Genomic DNA, 18,804 nt, shown 5'->3' on the forward strand with positions numbered 1-18,804 from the left:
AGATGTCTATAGTAACAATACTACTTGGTAACAAAACTTTCCAACTCGCATGTAGTGAAGGATCAAGAGAAGAATTATGCAATCTTGCAGCCAGATTGAATGAAAATATTGCTCAGATAAAAAAAGTTAACCCATCAGCATCATTTGAACTATTATTAGTTATGTCTGCATTGAGTTTACAGGAACAAGTACAAAACTTGACTAACAAAATTGCTAAAATTGATGGTGCTAATATACCTCCCGAAGAAGAAAAATTTGCAGAAACGTTAAGTACTATAGCAGAATATTTAGAAGACCTTGCGAGAAAGATTGGAAAGTGATATTATATAATCCCGTGTATGAAACATCAATAGACCTATTTCGAAACTTGCTTATGCGCAAGGGTGTGAAGGAGACGCGGAATCTCGACCCGCAGCGTACTCTGATGTACGTGAGGAGCAGAGTACCGGTATCACGTGCAAATCACTAGCAGAAGTAGAGTTTCAAAAGAGGTCTAATGTTTATAATGGGCTGCCTGGTTCGTGAGCTTAACGTATTGCCCCGGGACTATAATTTTTATTATTAGGAAACCGTCCCTGTCTGAATCTATTATACAGATATATGGATTCCACCTTACATACAGGTTCTTTGAGGATTTTAGGCAACGACCAAAGTGGTTCATTTTTTTAGGCAACTTTTGTGCTATATTACATAAACAAAATTTTTACTAATCATAGAGTGCAGTCTGCTTTATTAATGTTGGTGGGTTGTTCTACTGCTCTATTACTAGTGACTTATAATCCAAATGATCCTTCCTTTAATTCTGTCACAGACAAATATCCTAGCAATTTATTAGGTCATTTCGGTGCTTATTTGGCAGATATTTTTTACCAATTTTTTGGTATAGCGTCCTTTATTTTACCAATTTGTTGTATTTTTTGGTCTCTGAGTGTATGGCGTTTAAAGAAAAAATGGGCTACCGTCAGGATAATTGTGATGCTGCTGTCAATTATATCATTATCGATAGTCTGCACTAATATAAAAATTAATTATTTACCGGCAGGTGCAGGTGGGACAACAGGTACTATTATTTATCCAATAATCAAGCAATTGGACAGTAGAGCCGATTATGCTTTAATTATTACTACATTTATTTTATTATTTTTATTGACTGAAATAAAATTTTCAGTTTTTGGGATCGTTATAATTAAATTATTTAAACTAATACCTTATAAAAAATTTATACTTTTACCTACAATATCGACAAATACCAAGTCAACGAAACAAGTTTTGATAAAAAAGATACCTTTTATTAATCAAGAAGAAGCAACGTATGCTCATAAAATAGATGCATTACAAGAAAAAAATAATGACATACACTCCCATTTTTCAAAACAACAATCTCCATTCAAAAAAGAAAATGGCGAATTACCATACTTGCCCCCTATCGAATTATTAAAACAAGCTGACAACCAAAATATCAAAGTAGAAACTTCATCAGAACTACAACATAATGCCCAAGCATTATTAACTGTTCTAGGTGATTTTGGGGTTAAAGGTCAGGTAATTAATATTAGCCAAGGTCCAGTGGTAACGTTATATGAATTTGAGCCAGCTGCAGGTACTAAATCTTCTAGGATTATCGGTTTATCAGATGACATTGCTAGATCTTTATCGGCAATATCAACTAGGATAGCCGTAATACCGGGTAGAAACGTTTTAGGTATTGAATTACCAAATAAACAACGAGCATTCTTTTGTCTAAGAGAATTAATCGAAACACCGGAATATCAAGATAGCAGTATTATGCTACCATTGATTTTAGGAAAGGATCTAGCTGGTAAACCTTTTGTTGCAGATTTAGCAAAAATGCCCCATCTGTTAGTTGCTGGTACGACAGGTTCCGGTAAATCAGTGGCAATTAACGCTATGATAATTTCCCTACTTTACCGCTATACCCCGGAAGAATGCCGTTTAATAATGATCGATCCCAAAATGCTTGAATTATCTACCTATGATGGCATACCACATCTTCTAACTCCAGTGGTTACTGAGCCAAGCAAAGCAGTGGTAGCCCTCAAATGGGCGGTAAAAGAGATGGAAAATCGTTATAGGGCAATGTCAAATATTGGGGTAAGAAATATAGCAGGTTATAATGCTAAAATTTCAGAAGCTACATCGGCAGGTAAAATATTAGAACGTACTATTCAAACAGGATTTGATCCGGAAACTGGTAAGCCTATCTATGAAACAATTGAAATGAATATGGAGAAATTACCATTCATTGTAGTAATTGTTGATGAAATGGCTGATTTAATGTTGGTAGCTGGCAAAGACATTGAATTGTCAATACAGCGTCTAGCTCAAATGGCAAGAGCAGCAGGTATTCATATCATCATGGCAACTCAAAGACCTTCTGTTGATGTTATTACTGGGGTAATCAAAGCTAATTTCCCAAGTCGTATCAGTTTTAAAGTAACTTCTAAGATTGATAGTAGAACTATTCTTGGTGAACAAGGCTCTGAGCAGTTACTAGGTATGGGAGATATGCTTTATATGGGTAATTCTTCAAAGATTACTAGGGTGCATGGTCCATTTGTTGATGATAAAGAAGTAGAGAAGGTTACCCAATATTTAAGATCCACGGGAGTGCCTGAATATATTTCAGCAGTGACCCAACAACTAGATGATGATGAAGTAAATGGCGAGAGTCTAGGAGATGATTCAAGCAGTGATGAAACTTTATATAAAAGAGCAGTACAAATCGTACAATTAGAACGAAAAGTATCAATTAGCTATATACAAAGATGTTTACGAATTGGCTATAATAGAGCGGCTACTCTTGTTGAAAAAATGGAACAAAATGGGGTAATATCTCCTCCTAACCATACTGGTAAGAGAGAAATATTATTGCCAGAAAATTAAGTTCACTGCCATATATTATTTCCCCATAACATATCTAGAAACTCTCTTATAGGCCAAATAGTAATTTCTTTATTTTCTAATATGATTACACGTTTTGTTTTTTCTAAGCTAATAACATGTAATTTAAAATTATGTTCTTTTGCAAATTCTAAAAGTCCTTTTAAATGATTTTTTTGTATAGAAGAGGAAATTTTAACTTCAAATGCATTATCATGTACGATAAAATCAACCTCGTAACCTTCCTTCGTACGCCAATAACATAACTGATCTCTTTTATCATTTAGATATTTATATGCTATAAATTCTAGAAACACATAATGTTCAAAAGCTTTACCAGCTTCAAATCCTATCATTTCTTGATACTCATATTTTCTTAAATAATTAACAAGAGCAGTATCAAAAAGATAGAATTTAGGTGTTTCTGTAATAATTTGTCGTTTAGTACGTGACCTATAAGGATATAAATGATACCCAAGATACATATCCTCTAATATTTCAAAATATGTTTTAACAGTTTTTGCATCTACTGCACAATCCCGAGCAATATTACTATAATTGATCATTTCACCATTAGAAATTCCTATAATTTCTAAAAATCTAGCAAAAGCCTCTCTTTTCCTCAGACTTGCCTCAAACTGGACTTCCGGTAAAATATAATCATATAAATACGAAGCTAAATATTTATGAATATTCTGCGAAGCTATATAATGGTCTGGAATAAGCCCATGATTACATATTTTATGCCAATTCAGTTCTTTTAGTTCAGGATAACATAGTGGTAAAAACATATATCTCCAAGCTCTACCTCCAAGTAAATTAGCTCCAGTTGATTTTAATCGCCTTGCACTTGATCCACAAAGAATAAATTGTAGAGAATTATTTGCCAAAAACTTATTTGATTCTATTAAATGATGCACTTCATCAAGAAGCAAAGGTACTTTTTGTACTTCATCGATAATGATAGTAGATACTTTATTTTGTGCGTTTATTTCTTCTCTTAAACGTTCCGGATGTTGGAAATAAATTTGATATATATCTGCTTGCAGTAAGTCTATATAAAGAGCGTTTGGAAAGCATTTTTTTAAATATGTTGATTTGCCAGTTTTACGAGCCCCCCATAAAAAACAAGATTGCTTCTCAGGTAATTTTAAATTTAAAAATCTCTTGATAATCATGAATATATTCCTAATAAATCTGATATTTAGAAGATTATATTCCTAATATATCTCTTTGTCTCTTATTTTTATATATATTGAGTTAGGGTATACTCAAATGATTTGAAGAATTGGATTTGAAAATAGACTTCTTTCGAAACTCGCTTATGCGCAAGGGTGTGAAGGAGACGCGAAACCTCGACCCGCAGCGTACTCTAATGTACGTGAGGATTCGAGTACAGACGTCGCGTACAAATCACCAGCAGAAGTAGAGTTTCGAAAGAAGTCTAATGAATGGTGAGCATGCTAGGCGTACATATAGTATAGTTACGCATGCGAATCCATGATATTTTCAAAAAACAATTTTTCAAAGCAGAAGAGTATATATACTTGAATGAATCTTGAACATACAAGGATTATTATAAGAATTATTTTTTCTCCTTGGTCTGTGACGTAGTATTAGTAAGCTCTCTAAATTCATTAAGTAGCATTTCTATGCATATATGCATCTCTTCTAAACGAAACGTCATATGTAAACCTTGCTCTTTCTTAGTAGTTAGAGTAATTAACTCTATTATTTCTTTATGCAATAGTGCTATTTCATCTTTTGCCTTGATGTAGGTATTGGGGAAGTCTTTACTGATGCTAATAATATTGTTATAGCTTAGCTGGATATTACTAAACCACCTGACAGATAACAGAATTAACAATATCTGCCCTATGATTATGCTGAATAATAGAATGACTAATAGTGGGTAATACATATTCTACTTCCATTGTATTGTTCTAAGATTGATATCATTTACATTATAGAATTATGGTATTACTAGGATTGTAAAAATAAATGAGGTTGAAATAAGTTGATTTGGGGTTGATTTGGCTAAGAAATTTGTATATAATCACAGTAATACCTCAATAAAAAGGTTATTATTTAAATAGCAGTTGATGCTATTTGATTAATGCTACTAGTAAGTACTTAGAAATTTTGCGAACTTGAAAGTACTTACCAGTTAACTATAATATTCAATATAATACTTGAGCTTTATTTAAGAGTAGAGCTTAAGTATTATATTGGTTTTTTAGTTTGAGATTTAGAAAAGTATATTCTTTGCTTTAAAAAATTAATCAATAATCATTGATCTCTTTTTTAATAATCTCATTCTATTTTGCTAGTTTATTATAGTTATTTTGAGGTGTCAAGAAAAAATATTTCTATGGTGGGAGTATTTAAATTTTAATTGTTCTGAGTATATGGCTCTTGTTCACCAAATACAAGAATTCCTCAAAAAAAAGTTTGATGAATTAAAATTAACAAGAAAAGATTTTGCTGAACAAAGTGGCATTCCTTATTCTACTGTAACTAATATTATGCAATGTCTGAAAGCTAACCCAACTATTAGTAATATATTGAAAATTGCTGACTACTTTAAGTGTTCTATGGATGAAGTTGTAGGAAGAAATGAATATATTTCTTTACCTAATATAGAAAGTCTAGAATTTTATAAAATTACATCAAGTGACATCACTTCTAATATAAAGAAGTTTTTGATTGATAAGGTAAAGAAACAAAATTTAAACTTATATAAATTAGGCATGACTATAGGTTTTAGTAATAACTCTTTACATAGTTTTGTTAATAGTAATAGGGAACAAAAAACTTTAAATAGTCAAATTGTAGTAGCCCTAGCAGATTATTTTGAAATATCACTAGATGAAATGGTTGGTAGAATTGCCCCTACTAAAGATACTGACAATGGTAAATCTTCTGATTGAATTTTTAGTTGCTGCTGACAGGCATACTCAAATGATTTGAAAATGAATGGTGAGAAGGCGTAGAGTATATATAGTATAGTTACGCATGCGAATCAATGATATTCTCAAAAAACAATTCGTAGGATCAGAAGAGTACACTATAAATTTATTCATCTGACAATTATCTTGTAACCGTGTCTATAACCACACAATTAAGGTTTATGATATTTATCAATTATCCAATCTATAAATATATTATCAACAGACTGCTTCTTCAAAGCATACTCATATACTTCTTTTATTAGAGCTGTAAGGTTTCTCAATGAGAAACTTAAGTTTCTTTCAATTAATATATTAATTGTTGCACTAGTAGCTTTGCTAAAAATTTTTATCTGATCAACAGTTAGTATCTCGAGGTTTATTTCATTATCAATAACAAGAGCTTCCAAGTTAATGTCTAAGGCTTTTGCAATTAATTGTAAATTATTAGCACTAGGATTTTTTGAACTACCATACAAAATGCTATAGACAGTATTTCTACTTAGTCCAGTTTTCCTCTCTATATCTATAGCATTTATGTTTTTTTGAGCCATTAACGAATTAAGTCTAGCCTGTAAATTTGCCATAAGTAATACTTTGTATATAAAATTAATATTTTTAAAATATAAGGTATAATAATCAAAAAGTAAATACCAATTACATTATTTTGTGTTAATTCTAATTGTTTCTGCTGCTCTAGCTGTTGTTTTTGTCTATAATATAACCTCAAGTATCGATGTAATAAATTAATAGTAGGCTCAGTATGCCATTAGGGGTGACATCCATAACTGTCAACAGTTGTAGGGGCTAGGCGTACATTTAGTACGTGGCTACCTACGATCCCTGAAGACGACAACGCAATTCTTGATTTTCATCGAGTATACTACTATGATTTCAAGAGTTGGGTAGACGATAGTATAACTTCAAGAAGAGCTAGGCAGTAGCAAAGTCGAGCGGCGTAGCGTACATGAGTAACGGAGCAGCACAGACCTTTGACACGACGCCGACAATTCTTGAAGTTCTACCTGAGTATATATATGTTTCATCCATTTTCCAGTTGCTACCCACTTACTTCATTAAGAATCAAAAGATAGTCCATCATCTACCCCTGACAATGGAACAGACACTGCACCAATACCACGATCAAGTACAGTTTGGTATATAGTAGTACATTTATTATTAAATGAATAATCAGTAGTGTAATCATGACTTGTTGCTTCATATAAGGATTCTACAATATCACTTATCTTTTTTAAATGAGCATCAGATGATAAACCCATTGATTTGTTCAATAATTCCCGAAAATCATTTATATCTTTCTGTATATTCTTATCTAGCTGTGCCTTAAACAAATCTGGTTTTTTAATTCTAGCACCATATGCTTCTAATAGACGAACATTTGGATAATTACCATTTATAGAAGCAATGTCTAATGGTGTATTAGTGTCCTTATTAGCTATATTTGGATCTGCTGCCATTTCTAATAACATTTCAGTGATCTTAGTACTATTAGGATTGTTCTTATGTTCTGTTGCATAATGTAGTATAGTATTACCGTCTTTATCTTGATTATTTACATTACCTTTTGTAACTAAATGATTTACTAATTTTACATTACCTGTCTTTACAGCTGTAAATAAAGGATTTTTATCAAATAAAGTAGTTAAACCACCATAGCGTATTTTAGCAACAACTTGCTTACACACTGTTCCAAACGTCATATTTATTCCTCCAGTTAGTTTTTATATCACAAATATCCGTTTCAAACGGATATTTGTGGTCATACTACAGTAAAATTCCATTACATGCAAGCAATATTTAAAAAATTTTTAAGTTGAATGAATAGAATCAAAGGTTTATATACTCGAATCTCATCTTCGAGACAAAAAAGTGCTTAAAACGTCTAAAGAATCAGGTTTGCAGTGGTTTTGGCATGAAGTTTGTAGTCATGTAAACATCACTTTTCTACTTGACATACTAAAAATTAGTCAACATAATGCTTCTTATGTGTATTACCATTGTTTTGTTTCAAATAAAAACTCTTGTCATTAAAGTACACTTTTATCAGTATTTCTTTATTATAAAATTCCACAGGTGAAAAAATAATGGTATGGATCTCCTGATATACAGAATGAAAAGCAGTTGCTAATCTTCTAAAGTTAATATTAAATATTAAAATAACAATCAGGAGGCTAAGATGGAAGTTACCACAATTGGTATAGATATTGCAAAAAGAATTTTCCAAATTCATGGTGTAGATAAAAATGGTAAGACGGTATTAAAGAAAAAATTAATGAGAGATCAAGTTTTAACATTTATGGCTAATTTACCAAAATGTTTGGTAGGGATGGAAGCTTGCGGCGGAGCTAGTTACTGGGCAAGAGAAATAACTAAATTGGGGCATACAGTAAAACTAATGGCAGCACAATTTGTCAAACCGTATGTTAAAACTAATAAAAATGATCAAGCTGATGCAGAAGCTATATGTGAAGCGGTAACAAGACCAAATATGAGGTTTGTACCAATTAGAACTGTAGAACAACAAGATATTTTATCAATTCATCGAGTAAGAGAGAGATTGGTAAAAAATCGTACTGCCCTTGCTAATGAAATTAGGGGTCTACTACATGAATTTGGTTTTATTATTCCTCAAGGGATCAATAAGGTTATGACAAAATTAACCGAGATTTTAGATGAAGGAAATTTAAGCCAGCTGGGTTATCAAACATTTAGTGAACTGAAAGAGGAATTTTTGGATAATGACAAAAAAATAAAAGAGATAGAAAAAAGATTAAAAATAATAGCTAGCAACTTAACTCAATATCAACGATTAACAGCTATACCTGGTCTTGGTTTAATTACTGCTACTGCTTTAATAGCATCAATAGGTAATGCTACAAGTTTTGAGAATGGTAGGCAATTATCGGCATGGTTTGGATTAGTGCCAAGGCAGCATTCCAGTGGAGGGAAAGATAAGTTGCTTGGAATTAGCAAGCGAGGTGATGTTTACTTGCGTACTCTATTGATCCAAGGAGCTAGAGCTGTACTAAATGCCAAGATAAGATTTACATTGGAAGAACAAAAATCTAAAAAAGATTTTAGCAAATTTACGCAGTGGATGTTTAATTTATCTGAGCGAAATGGACATAATAAAACAGTAGTTGCTGTAGCTAATAAACTGGCAAGAGTGGTGTTTGCAGTACTAAGGTCAGGGGATGATTATGTAGAGAGTAAAGTTTGTAGCACAAAGCTATTATAATTAACATAAAATAAAATAAATAGTGGTTTATTAATTAATAGGTAAACAAAGAATATGTAAGAGATTCCAACCCGGAATATGCGTGAGATAATAATATTGATGGTAAATAAGACAAACCTTAGCTTACAAAGAAACTGATGACTACAATGGCTCTTTGAAGCCGATAAAATGATAAGTATATAGTAAATTTGTAAGCCAGCGAATTCCATCAGGGCTGTAGGATAAATTACACATAATTTATTAACTATAAGCCGGATACATGTATGCATTTGCATTTTTGCTATTAGATGTTATTTTTTTCTTGCATTTTACAGGAGGTCCATACATGTAGTCATTTTATGCAACTTTACAACCAATTTATAGTCACAAAAATATTAGACAAATTTTCTCTCTAACTGATTTTCAAGGGGAGGGAATATGACACAAATATTAACTGCTCCTAACAGTCTTGTAGAGAATCCTGATACCATTTTTTACAATTTGGTGAGTAATTTATCTCAAATCCTATTTATGCAACAAAGCCATTTTTAGCTTCATCTTCTGAGCAACTTGCTTTTTTATTCATAGAGTTACAGAATGTTAATCTATTTGGTAGTTCTATTTTATGTTTTTGGGCTACTTTAATAACCTTTAATACGCCTACGACACCGTAGTAGTTTGGATCATAATTGTTGCAGAGTTCTTTCTTTTTCTTTATGTCTAATGAATCTTGTACTTCTCTTAGTGCTGTTTTAAGATATCTCTTATCATGCTTTTCTAGTTTGCTGTAGTGTTATGAATCTGCACAGGAACAAAGGTCTTGATATTCCTTTACGTTTACTAATGATTTTTCTATATCAGTATGCTTTCTTTTCATAACTAATTACCTTAATTATTGATTGTATTTTTTCTAAAATTAAGTTTCAAAGATGACTTTCAGCAAATTGCCAATTAATCATATGTTCTATATAAACTGAGACATAGTCTAGACGCTTATTACGATAATCTATATAGTATGCATGCTCCCAAACATCACAGGTAAGCAGAGGTTTCATAGATTTAGTAATAGGAGTTTCACCATTACTCGTTTTTACTATTTGTAATTTCCCATTATTAGAGACTAACCACGCCCAGCCGCTACCAAATTGGCTTACTGCTGCTTGCTTAAATTCAGTAGCAAAATTCTCGTAACTGCCAAAATCTTTATTTATCTGTTCCAATATCTTACTAGTAGGCTTTCCTCCACCTGAAGGCTTAATAGAATGCCAAAAGAAAGTATGATTCCATATTTGTGCTGCATTATTAAATATGGCTGCTTCAGTTGGTTTTATGCTTGTAGAAATTATTAATTCTTCCAAACTTTTTTTCTGCAATTCCTGATTATCTTGTAAAAGATTATTCAGGTTAGTTACATATGTTTGGTGGTGTTTCCCATGGTGGTAGTCAAAAGTTTCAGGGGAAAAATGCGGAACAAAATCACTTTTACCATAAGGTAATTCCGGCAAGACAAAAGGATAAGATGTTTGGTTAGATTGTTTGCAATATATCATAATTTCCTCAATTTTAGTATAAAATACTTACTTTTTTATTAAGCACTCTCGTTGTCATTCCAATTTCGGATTAATGAAATTAATCTGAAATTGAGGTTTAGTATATCATAACCATATAACTTTTGCAGGCTATTTTTTGAATTCCCGCTTTTAGCTAGGAATGACATCGAAGCCTATTGAGCTGAATTGCACTGTTTTGTCGGTTACCTAGTATGTGCATCTGTTTTTTGTTTAAGTTTTACTCCCAAATTTTGTGTAGGTGCTTCTGTTTCTTTTTGAGGAGAAATAACTGCTTTTCTTAACCCTGCTAGTGCATTTGTGATATCTGCTGAACCGACAGCAAACCCCGGTCTCTTTTGCTCAGTCTGTGGCTTGGTTGTTGGGGATTCTTCTACAGCTGTTTCTAATTTTCTAATATTAGGTAGCGAGTTTGTACTAGGCGGAGAAAGTGGCTGAGGAGGTGGTGGTGGAATTTCTCCAAGCTTAGATTGAACCTTAGGAGGAGATAGTATCTTTTCAGCTGCTAACTTCTTTTCCTCCTCTTCCCTTAGTGCTGCTGCTATCCTTGGAGCATCTATCTCCTCTTGTCTTTTTTGGCGTGCTTCTTCTTCTCTTCCCAGCCTTTCAAATTCAGCAGCGTCTTTAGCATATGTTGGAGATACCTTCTTATCGCCTTGCCCCTCAATAAATCCTCGACGTACTGCCAACTTTTTCTGCAACTCATTCATAAAGGGATCATCTGCTTGGTCTGCAGGTAATTCATTTAATGTTCGGTCTTCTACTTTGTTTAACTTAAAGTTACCTTTTGTTATAGCCGCCAACAAATCAGCTTGAGATATCTGTTGCAGCACTACATTAGAATGAAGAGGTGAAGGCGGAGGAGGTGGAGGAGGTGGTGGCGTAACTGGATCGTTAGGAGGAGTAACTGTTGCCTGCACTGAGATAGTAAAGTGTGCAGTTTCATGTACTACTACCGGTGCTGTGGTAGCCGTCGTTACATGAGGTTTCTGCTGAGTTTCTACCAGAGATGGGGGCAAAACCCCGGTTTCTTTTGCTGGAATGCTTGTAGATATTTGCTCCTGCACAAGGGGAATAGCCTTATAGTAACTTTTTATAAGTTCAAGCTCTTTAATAAAATCTGATTCTACTTGTTTTAACTCTTCTTTATGTTGTTTACTAAATGAAAATTTTAAAAACTTAATAAGAGAACGAGTCCATTCCCTTGCTTTAATAACAATTGGGGAACGATTTTTACTGTTTTCAACCTTTTTGGTTAACGCTTCTAGATTTTTCTGTAAGTTACTTCCATCCGCAACATTTATCGTACTAGTTATAATCTCAGCAACATCTTCTAAATTTTTCTTATCAGGAGAAGATGGTGGTAAGCTAACATAGGCTGCAATTGAAGCCTCAGCTAGCTTATTCACAGATTCATTGGCAAACCTTAAGTTTTCTTTACCACTTGTCATACAACTACTCCTACTTAATTAACATTTCTTAAGTATACAATATAACGTTATTAATTTAACGAAGTCAAGGACTCTAAGTAAAAAAACACAAATTTCGATGTAATAAATTATCAGTATAATCCCCATTAGGGCTGAACCATTGATTCCCTTTCGATGTCACCCCCCTGCTAGTCACAACTGTTGAAAGTTAAAAATCGTCTATTAGCGACTCATCTTCGAGACAAAAAAGTGCTTAAAACGTCTAAAGAATCAGGTTTGCAGTGGTTTTGGCATGAAGTTTGTAGTCATGTAAACATCACTTTTCTACTTGACATACTAAAAATTAGTCAACATAATGCTTCTTATGTGTATTACCATTGTTTTGTTTCAAATAAAAACTCTTGTCATTAAAGTACACTTTTATCAGTATTTCTTTATTATAAAATTCCACAGGTGAAAAAATAATGGTATGGACCTCCTGATATACAGAATGAAAAGCAGTTGCTAATCTTCTAAAGTTAATATTAAATATTAAAATAACAATCAGGAGGCTAAGATGGAAGTTACCACAATTGGTATAGATATTGCAAAAAGAATTTTCCAAATTCATGGTGTAGATAAAAATGGTAAGACGGTATTAAAGAAAAAATTAATGAGAGATCAAGTTTTAACATTTATGGCTAATTTACCAAAATGTTTGGTAGGGATGGAAGCTTGCGGCGGAGCTAGTTACTGGGCAAGAGAAATAACTAAATTGGGGCATACAGTAAAACTAATGGCAGCACAATTTGTCAAACCGTATGTTAAAACTAATAAAAATGATCAAGCTGATGCAGAAGCTATATGTGAAGCGGTAACAAGACCAAATATGAGGTTTGTACCAATTAGAACTGTAGAACAACAAGATATTTTATCAATTCATCGAGTAAGAGAGAGATTGGTAAAAAATCGTACTGCCCTTGCTAATGAAATTAGGGGTCTACTACATGAATTTGGTTTTATTATTCCTCAAGGGATCAATAAGGTTATGACAAAATTAACCGAGATTTCAGATGAAGGAAATTTAAGCCAGCTGGGTTATCAAACATTTAGTGAACTGAAAGAGGAATTTTTGGATAATGACAAAAAAATAAAAGAGATAGAAAAAAGATTAAAAATAATAGCTAGCAACTTAACTCAATATCAACGATTAACAGCTATACCTGGTCTTGGTTTAATTACTGCTACTGCTTTAATAGCATCAATAGGTAATGCTACAAGTTTTGAGAATGGTAGGCAATTATCGGCATGGTTTGGATTAGTGCCAAGGCAGTATTCCAGTGGAGGGAAAGATAAGTTGCTTGGAATTAGCAAGCGAGGTGATGTTTACTTGCGTACTCTATTGATCCAAGGAGCTAGAGCTGTACTAAATGCCAAGATAAGATTTACATCGGAAGAACAAAAATCTAAAAAAGATTTTAGCAAATTTACGCAGTGGATGTTTAATTTATCTGAGCGAAATGGACATAATAAAACAGTAGTTGCTGTAGCTAATAAACTGGCAAGAGTGGTGTTTGCAGTACTAAGGTCAGGGGATGATTATGTAGAGAGTAAAGTTTGTAGCACAAAGCTATTATAATTAACATAAAATAAAATAAATAGTGGTTTATTAATTAATAGGTAAACAAAGAATATGTAAGAGATTCCAACCCGGAATATGCGTGAGATAATAATATTGATGGTAAATAAGACAAACCTTAGCTTACAAAGAAACTGATGACTACAATGGCTCTTTGAAGCCGATAAAATGATAAGTATATAGTAAATTTGTAAGCCAGCGAATTCCATCAGGGCTGTAGGATAAATTACACATAATTTATTAACTATAAGCCGGATACATGTATGCATTTGCATTTTTGCTATTAGATGTTATTTTTTTCTTGCATTTTACAGGAGGTTCATACATGTAGTCAGTAACGAGAATTTAATTCTACACTCCACTCGTCGCATAATACTCACGTTCTATAGCATAATTTCTGCTCATATTTATCTCGAAGATGAGTCGCTACTTCAAAAGTGTTAACGATTTTTGCATAAAATTTGCATAATGTTAATATACATATTGACATAAGACCTTATTATATAGTATAATCCTGTGTTATAAATTATGGGAAGGGAGATCACGATGTCTCGTAGATGTGAGCTTAGTGGAGTAGGTGTTTTATATGGTAATAAAGTATCACACTCACAAAGAAAAACTAGAAGACGATTTGAACCTAACCTAAGGGTGGTAAGGTTTGCAAGTGATCTGACGAAGCAAGAATATAAGCTCTCGGTAAATGCCAAATGTATGCGTTCTGTTGAGAAAGTAGGTGGTTTTGATGCATATATGCTTAAAATATCATGTGATGTACTCTCAGATAAAGCACAGATAATTAAAAGAAAGATAGTTGAGAAAAAAGTTGGTGCTTCATTATGAAAACTGGAATACACCCAAAATATAAAAAATTCAAAATTATTATTAGTAAGGATGTTTTTGAAACAAATTCCGGTGGTCATGCAGAAGAGATTTTGATGGATGTGGATTATAGGAAACATCCAGCATGGACTAAAGAATTTGGAAATGTTGTTAACCAATCTAATAAAAATATCAGTGACTTTAATAAAAAGTTTGCTGGGCTTAGTTTTGGTAAAAAGGTATAGCTAGGCTTTTTACTCAAGGTAGATGTCAACCTGAACGGGGTGGAGGATTTGTTAAAACTAAGTAGTGTTTAGGTTCTGAAATAAATTTAGGGTGACGTCATAGTAGGTGTGTGCGTATATTATAGGAGTGTCTACGAATTGAATAATTTTTAGGAAAAATGTAGAAGAGTATACCGCAAGCAGTACGCAAATATACGTAAGGAACGGAAGCAAATTTTGACAATAAAATTACCAAAAAGAATCAATTCACAGGTACTTCCATTATCGTGGGGTGGAGCAGTTTGGTAGCTCGTCAGGCTCATAACCTGAAGGTCGTTGGTTCAAATCCAACCCCCGCAACCAATTATGGTACGAGTTTTAGTCTATCTGAGTTTGTTCTTGTAGTGTCCCATATATACTCGATGAAAATCAAGAATTGTGTCGTCATTATCCAAGATTCTAGCGGTACTCACGTACTAATATGTACGCCTAACACCTCGATTTGGTAATTCCTGCTACTATCATGATTTAGATTCTATCGTCTATCAACTCTTCATTTACGAGCAGTATATGACGCCTATGTATTTTTATTACACTAGAATACACTACTTATCTTCTGTGGAGTTTCTTAATAGAATCTAAAGTAGTTTCTAAAATCATACTTGCTGCAATTGAATCATCTTTTTGGTTACGTTCTCGTCTTTTGATTCCTAGCGATTTTAATAAACTATTGGCAGCAAGGGAAGTAAGTCTTTCATCTTGTAGATATATAGGAAGATTTATGGCTAAACTAAGCTTTTTGCTAAATTTTAATACAATCGCAGTTTGATCACTAGCCTGACCATTCATACTAATCGGCAGTCCTACGACAACACCACAGCTAGAATAGGTTGAGATCAAGTCTAATATTGATTTGATCTTATTTTCTTCTGTTATCTCATATATAGTTTTTATAGGCATAGCGAGGGTATGTTCTTGATTTGAGATAGCGATGCCTGTTTTGCGTGTCCCATAATCAACAGATATAATTGGTTTATTAACTTGTAAAAGTTGAAAAAACTCTTGCAGTGTTGATGTTATCATGATACCTAAGTTACAATCATACAAAAGTACGTTATTTATATGTTAAAACTAATCCAAAAACATTTAGATAGTAACCTAATCAAACTATCTTTGGTGTTCTCTTTTATTTATTTTCTACTTTTTAATTCAGCAGTTATTGTTTACAAGTTCAGCTACTACAAAGTCGCTTTTTTTAAAGCAATATTGGAGTTGAGTAAGGACTCTATTTATATTTGCTTTACTTGCTTTATCATTTTTTTTGGTTTAACTATCCATCGACTTGTTTTTATAATAGGAGCAATATTTTTATTTATAACGGGAGCAATTGCCAGCTATTATCTATATCTTTTCAAAATTTCTCCTACAAAAGAGATGATGGGTAGCTTTTTCTCTACTGACTTCAATGAAGTATATGAGATAGCTAGTATTAGGCTAATTGTTTGGCTAATTTTTAGCCTAGCTACTTGTATTTATACGATGAAGCATTTCTCTATTTTAGATAGTAAACTATTTGTTACAAAATTACTATCGGCAATTTGTCTTTTAATTACCATTAATAATATTATTATGCCGCAGTTTAATTTGCTAAAGGGTTATTTTCCTATCCAATATTTACATAATACATATTTATCTTTAAATAGCAAAAAAAGTGCAATGCGTGATGATATAAGTAAGAAGTTTTCTTTCATTGATCAATCGGATCAAAATATTACAGTAGTACTTGTAATAGGAGAATCAGCACGATTTGATCATTTTGGTATTAATGGTTATCACAGGAACACTACGCCATATTTAAGTTCTGTTGAAAATCTTTTTTCATTTAAAGCACAGTCTGCTTCCAATCACACACATCTTTCTGTCCCATCTCTTCTATCTCGCCATCCTGCGAGTAGCTTATACAAAAGTATAGAAGAAACGAGTTTTTTATCAATTTTTACCATGCTTGGTTTTAACACTAATTGGATTGGCACTCAGAGTATAGTAGGATACTTAAGAAGTAAAAATCCCGTTACAATTTATGATGAAGTTAGATTTGCTATAATACCCAGTGGTTCTATTTTATTAAAGAGGCTTGATCACGATGGAGAAATGTTACCTCATATTGAAAATAATATTGTAAATTCTACTACTAAAAATGTTTTAGTTATCCACACAGCTGGTAGTCATTGGAAATATTCTGCTCGATATCCTAAAGAATTTCAAAAATTTACTCCTAAGTGTAATTCCATTACTAAGGTAGATCAGAGCAGTTGTGATATTGAAGGGTTGATTAATGATTACGATAATACCATTTTATATACAGATTTTTTTTTGTATAATGTAATAGGTCTATTAAAAAATAGTAACGCTATCCTAATGTATGTTTCTGATCATGCAGAATCTTTGGGAGAACATGGTTATTACGGTCACGGTGGACCTATGATCCCAGAACAAACCACAGTGCCTTTTCTAGTTTGGGTATCGGATGAATTTAAAAAAAGACATCCTGATTTGGTAAGTTCTATAGCCAATCATTTAGGCACTGAAATTAGTCATGACTATGTATTTCATTCGATCCTTAATTGTGTTGGCATTCATTCTGCTGTGATTGACAAAAATTTAAGCCTATGTAGTAAGCAACGGTCAAATGGCTAAAATTTATCTAATTGCTGGTGAAATTTCAGGAGATTTTATAGGGAGTCATTTGATACAAAGCCTAAAAGATCTCTATAAGCTGGAGGAGATACAATTAGAGTTCGTTGGTGTAGGGGGAAGCAAGATGGAAGAAGCGGGGTTAGAGCATAGCCTTTTCCCGATTAGTCAAATAAATCTTATGGGTTTCGTCGAAATTATACCACATATTTTTAAGATCACTAAGCTAATCAAGCATACTATTGCTGATATAATTCAGCATGCCCCAGATTTGTTAATTACCATAGACTCGCCAAGCTTTACTTATAGAGTGGCAAAGAAGATTCGAGCAGTCCGGCCCAATTTAAAGATTATTCATATTGTCGCACCCTCCGTTTGGGCATACAAACCTTCCCGGGCTATGAAATACGCTAAAATTTACGATTATTTGTTGGCTTTACTGCCATTCGAACCACCATACTTTCAGAAGGTAGGTCTAGATTGCCGGTATATTGGTCATCCAATATTAGAGCAGTATTTTTATGATGATAAAGATAAAGAGCTATTAAAGCGAGAATTACAAATACCTGTTCATTCAGAAGTGTTATGTGTCACTTGTGGTAGCCGCAAAGGTGAAATAACAAGACATGCTCCGGTATTCACGGCGGCAATCAATCTACTAGCAAAAAAATTCCCTAATCTTGAAGTGATATTTGTCACGGCTGAGCCTAGTCATAAATCTTTAATTGAACCATTTTTATCAGATGCAGCATTTAACTACCATTTCTCGAGTGATAGACTTAAGATTTTTGCTGTAGCTACCCTTGCTCTAGCAAAATCTGGCACTAATACCTTAGAAATTGCCGCTTGTAATACTCCAATGATTGTTGCTTATAAATTAAATATCTTAAGCTTTCTATTAATAAAGTTACTAATAAAAATACCTTATATTTCTTTGATTAATATTATTGCTAATAAAGAGATATTACCAGAATTTATCCAGTTTAACTGTACTAAATCAAATATAGCAGATAAGCTTACATCACTATTAGTTGACAGGAAAAAAGCAGCGCAGCAAGTGAAAGAAAGCAGGAAGATTTTAATAGAATTAGGTTTTAAAAGCCCTAGCTCTCCTTCAAGCGTAGCAGCATATATTATAAAGTCAGAATGTTTAAACTGATATATACTCAGATAGAAAATCAAGAATTGCGTCGTCATTATCCAAGATCTGCGGTACTCACGTACTATAGTACGCCTAGCACCTCGACTTGGTAATTCCCGCTACTATCATGATTTTGATTCTATCGTCTATCAACTCTTCATTTACGAGTAGTATATATATAATAAATATCAAGTTTGTAAGAACTAGAGAATAAAAATAACGA

At 32.9% G+C, this 18,804-nt stretch carries 18 protein-coding genes, 1 tRNA gene and 1 pseudogene; 12 read left to right on the forward strand and 8 right to left on the reverse strand.

Going from position 1 to position 18,804, the window contains the following annotated elements; all coding sequences use genetic code 11:
- Nucleotides 1-2 precede the first annotated feature (2 nt).
- Nucleotides 3-320 (forward strand): cell division protein ZapA, encoded by a 318-nt coding sequence (locus AAHN03_RS04660; RefSeq protein ID WP_342278284.1) that lies wholly within the window; start codon nt 3-5, stop codon nt 318-320.
- 358 nt (nt 321-678) lie between these two features.
- Nucleotides 679-2,904, forward strand: a complete 2,226-nt coding sequence (locus tag AAHN03_RS04665) for a DNA translocase FtsK (protein ID WP_342278285.1) — start codon at nt 679-681, stop codon at nt 2,902-2,904.
- Nucleotides 2,905-2,906: 2 nt separating this feature from the next.
- Here AAHN03_RS04665 and AAHN03_RS04670 read toward each other — a convergent pair whose 3' ends face one another.
- From AAHN03_RS04670 to AAHN03_RS04685, 3 genes and pseudogenes are all read right to left on the reverse strand, one after another.
- A complete protein-coding gene (locus AAHN03_RS04670) occupies nt 2,907-3,692 on the reverse strand; it encodes a DUF4143 domain-containing protein (protein WP_342279186.1) in 786 nt (261 codons plus the stop codon).
- Nucleotides 3,675-4,079, reverse strand: a pseudogene (locus AAHN03_RS04675) (AAA family ATPase); the annotation flags it as partial. The gene AAHN03_RS04670 and the pseudogene AAHN03_RS04675, both read right to left, overlap by 18 nt.
- Nucleotides 4,080-4,486: 407 nt before the next feature.
- Nucleotides 4,487-4,822 (reverse strand): hypothetical protein, encoded by a 336-nt coding sequence (locus AAHN03_RS04685; protein ID WP_342278286.1) that lies wholly within the window; start codon nt 4,820-4,822, stop codon nt 4,487-4,489.
- A gap of 424 nt (nt 4,823-5,246) precedes the next feature.
- Between AAHN03_RS04685 and AAHN03_RS04690 the strand changes: the two genes are divergently transcribed.
- Entirely contained in the window at nt 5,247-5,831 is a 585-nt protein-coding gene (locus tag AAHN03_RS04690) for a helix-turn-helix domain-containing protein (RefSeq protein ID WP_341761511.1), read from the forward strand.
- Nucleotides 5,832-6,022: 191 nt separating this feature from the next.
- Here the strand turns inward: AAHN03_RS04690 and AAHN03_RS04695 are convergent, their stop codons facing one another.
- Nucleotides 6,023-6,436, reverse strand: a complete 414-nt coding sequence (locus AAHN03_RS04695; protein ID WP_341761512.1) for a helix-turn-helix domain-containing protein — start codon at nt 6,434-6,436, stop codon at nt 6,023-6,025.
- 489 nt (nt 6,437-6,925) lie between these two features.
- A complete protein-coding gene (locus AAHN03_RS04700; RefSeq protein WP_342278287.1) occupies nt 6,926-7,570 on the reverse strand; it encodes an ankyrin repeat domain-containing protein in 645 nt (214 codons plus the stop codon).
- Between the two features lie 169 nt (nt 7,571-7,739).
- On the opposite strand from AAHN03_RS04700, the gene AAHN03_RS04705 reads away from it, so the two are divergent.
- Complete coding sequence (locus tag AAHN03_RS04705; RefSeq protein ID WP_341761148.1) at nt 7,740-7,901, forward strand: hypothetical protein; 162 nt, start codon at nt 7,740-7,742, stop codon at nt 7,899-7,901.
- Between the two features lie 145 nt (nt 7,902-8,046).
- Nucleotides 8,047-9,108, forward strand: a complete 1,062-nt coding sequence (locus AAHN03_RS04710) for an IS110 family transposase (protein ID WP_342278288.1) — start codon at nt 8,047-8,049, stop codon at nt 9,106-9,108.
- Between the two features lie 902 nt (nt 9,109-10,010).
- Here the strand turns inward: AAHN03_RS04710 and AAHN03_RS04715 are convergent.
- Nucleotides 10,011-10,637, reverse strand: coding sequence for a superoxide dismutase (locus AAHN03_RS04715; protein WP_342278289.1), 627 nt, complete (start codon nt 10,635-10,637; stop codon nt 10,011-10,013).
- 203 nt (nt 10,638-10,840) lie between these two features.
- On the reverse strand, nt 10,841-12,106 hold the full coding sequence (locus AAHN03_RS04720) for a hypothetical protein (protein ID WP_342278290.1): 1,266 nt from the start codon (nt 12,104-12,106) through the stop codon (nt 10,841-10,843).
- 228 nt (nt 12,107-12,334) lie between these two features.
- Between AAHN03_RS04720 and AAHN03_RS04725 the strand changes: the two genes are divergently transcribed.
- The 5 genes from AAHN03_RS04725 to AAHN03_RS04745 all read left to right on the forward strand — a co-directional run bounded on the left by AAHN03_RS04725 (nt 12,335) and on the right by AAHN03_RS04745 (nt 15,109).
- Entirely contained in the window at nt 12,335-12,496 is a 162-nt protein-coding gene (locus AAHN03_RS04725; protein ID WP_341761148.1) for a hypothetical protein, read from the forward strand.
- A gap of 145 nt (nt 12,497-12,641) precedes the next feature.
- Complete coding sequence (locus AAHN03_RS04730) at nt 12,642-13,703, forward strand: IS110 family transposase (protein WP_342278268.1); 1,062 nt, start codon at nt 12,642-12,644, stop codon at nt 13,701-13,703.
- 546 nt (nt 13,704-14,249) lie between these two features.
- On the forward strand, nt 14,250-14,543 hold the full coding sequence (rpmB, locus tag AAHN03_RS04735; RefSeq protein WP_341761471.1) for a 50S ribosomal protein L28: 294 nt from the start codon (nt 14,250-14,252) through the stop codon (nt 14,541-14,543).
- Nucleotides 14,540-14,767, forward strand: a complete 228-nt coding sequence (rpmE, locus tag AAHN03_RS04740; RefSeq protein ID WP_342278291.1) for a 50S ribosomal protein L31 — start codon at nt 14,540-14,542, stop codon at nt 14,765-14,767. Before rpmB ends, rpmE begins: the two co-directional genes overlap by 4 nt.
- A gap of 265 nt (nt 14,768-15,032) precedes the next feature.
- A tRNA-Met gene (locus AAHN03_RS04745) sits at nt 15,033-15,109 on the forward strand.
- Nucleotides 15,110-15,355: 246 nt separating this feature from the next.
- Here AAHN03_RS04745 and ruvX read toward each other — a convergent pair.
- Nucleotides 15,356-15,829, reverse strand: a complete 474-nt coding sequence (ruvX, locus tag AAHN03_RS04750; protein WP_342278292.1) for a Holliday junction resolvase RuvX — start codon at nt 15,827-15,829, stop codon at nt 15,356-15,358.
- Nucleotides 15,830-15,868: 39 nt separating this feature from the next.
- On the opposite strand from ruvX, the gene AAHN03_RS04755 reads away from it, so the two are divergent.
- Both AAHN03_RS04755 and lpxB read left to right on the forward strand, forming a co-directional pair.
- Complete coding sequence (locus AAHN03_RS04755) at nt 15,869-17,443, forward strand: phosphoethanolamine transferase (protein WP_342278293.1); 1,575 nt, start codon at nt 15,869-15,871, stop codon at nt 17,441-17,443.
- Nucleotides 17,436-18,599: a lipid-A-disaccharide synthase gene (gene lpxB / locus AAHN03_RS04760; RefSeq protein ID WP_342278294.1), complete on the forward strand. Its 1,164-nt coding sequence runs from the start codon at nt 17,436-17,438 to the stop codon at nt 18,597-18,599. Before AAHN03_RS04755 ends, lpxB begins: the two co-directional genes overlap by 8 nt.
- The last annotated feature ends 205 nt before the right edge of the window (nt 18,600-18,804 follow it).

It is taken from the genome of Candidatus Tisiphia endosymbiont of Myopa tessellatipennis (genome assembly GCF_964031105.1).
GTDB lineage: Bacteria > Pseudomonadota > Alphaproteobacteria > Rickettsiales > Rickettsiaceae > Tisiphia.

Excerpts from the sequence above, each read along its gene's own strand:
- AAHN03_RS04660 (WP_342278284.1), top strand. The coding sequence starts at position 3 with ATGTCTATAGTAACAATACTACTTGGTAACAAAACTTTCCAACTCGCA.
- AAHN03_RS04670 (WP_342279186.1), bottom strand. The coding sequence starts at position 3,692 with ATGTTTTTACCACTATGTTATCCTGAACTAAAAGAACTGAATTGGCAT.
- AAHN03_RS04685 (WP_342278286.1), bottom strand. The coding sequence starts at position 4,822 with ATGTATTACCCACTATTAGTCATTCTATTATTCAGCATAATCATAGGG.
- AAHN03_RS04695 (WP_341761512.1), bottom strand. The coding sequence starts at position 6,436 with ATGGCAAATTTACAGGCTAGACTTAATTCGTTAATGGCTCAAAAAAAC.
- AAHN03_RS04700 (WP_342278287.1), bottom strand. The coding sequence starts at position 7,570 with ATGACGTTTGGAACAGTGTGTAAGCAAGTTGTTGCTAAAATACGCTAT.
- AAHN03_RS04710 (WP_342278288.1), top strand. The coding sequence starts at position 8,047 with ATGGAAGTTACCACAATTGGTATAGATATTGCAAAAAGAATTTTCCAA.
- AAHN03_RS04715 (WP_342278289.1), bottom strand. The coding sequence starts at position 10,637 with ATGATATATTGCAAACAATCTAACCAAACATCTTATCCTTTTGTCTTG.
- AAHN03_RS04720 (WP_342278290.1), bottom strand. The coding sequence starts at position 12,106 with ATGACAAGTGGTAAAGAAAACTTAAGGTTTGCCAATGAATCTGTGAAT.
- AAHN03_RS04730 (WP_342278268.1), top strand. The coding sequence starts at position 12,642 with ATGGAAGTTACCACAATTGGTATAGATATTGCAAAAAGAATTTTCCAA.
- rpmB (WP_341761471.1), top strand. The coding sequence starts at position 14,250 with ATGTCTCGTAGATGTGAGCTTAGTGGAGTAGGTGTTTTATATGGTAAT.
- rpmE (WP_342278291.1), top strand. The coding sequence starts at position 14,540 with ATGAAAACTGGAATACACCCAAAATATAAAAAATTCAAAATTATTATT.
- ruvX (WP_342278292.1), bottom strand. The coding sequence starts at position 15,829 with ATGATAACATCAACACTGCAAGAGTTTTTTCAACTTTTACAAGTTAAT.
- AAHN03_RS04755 (WP_342278293.1), top strand. The coding sequence starts at position 15,869 with ATGTTAAAACTAATCCAAAAACATTTAGATAGTAACCTAATCAAACTA.
- lpxB (WP_342278294.1), top strand. The coding sequence starts at position 17,436 with ATGGCTAAAATTTATCTAATTGCTGGTGAAATTTCAGGAGATTTTATA.